2 pseudogenes are annotated in these 546 nt (G+C 63.7%); both read left to right on the top strand.

The annotated features are described in order from the left end of the window. Window positions 1-365 (top strand): annotated as a pseudogene (locus G3N94_RS41985) (branched-chain amino acid ABC transporter permease); the annotation flags it as partial. A gap of 18 nt (window positions 366-383) precedes the next feature. Then, window positions 384-546: pseudogene (locus G3N94_RS41980) on the top strand (ABC transporter ATP-binding protein); the annotation flags it as partial.

The following is a 546-nucleotide window of genomic DNA, read 5'->3' as shown; positions in this document are numbered from 1 at the left end:
TGATGGGCGTGAACCCGAACTTCGTGATCTCGGCGACCTTCATGATCGGCTCGGCGCTCGCGGCGCTCGCCGGCGTGATGATCGCGTCCGAATACGGCAACGTGCACTTCTACATGGGCTTCATTCCGGGCATGAAGGCGTTCACCGCGGCGGTGCTGGGCGGCATCGGCAACCTCGCGGGCGCAATGGTCGGCGGGGTGGTGCTCGGCCTGATCGAGCAGCTGGGTGCCGGCTATATCGGCAATCTGACGGGCGGCGTGTTCGGCAGCAACTACCAGGACGTGTTCGCATTCATCGTGCTGATCATCGTTCTCGTGTTCCGTCCGTCGGGCCTGCTCGGCGAACGGGTCGCGGACCGCGCGTAACGGAAGGGGAGCAAGAACATGACATCCATTCAACCGATCGAAACCTCGACGACGCTCGTCGAAGAACGCAACACCGCGAAGACCGTCACCATCGGCATCCTCACCGCGGCGTTCGTGATTGCCGCGCCGATCATCATCGGCGCAGCAGGCGGCAACTACTGGGTCCGCGTGCTCGACTTCG

The sequence above is a fragment of the Burkholderia sp. Ac-20353 genome, from assembly GCF_017104785.1.
Classification (GTDB): Bacteria; Pseudomonadota; Gammaproteobacteria; order Burkholderiales; family Burkholderiaceae; genus Burkholderia.
This window is presented reverse-complemented; position numbering and strand designations above follow the sequence as displayed.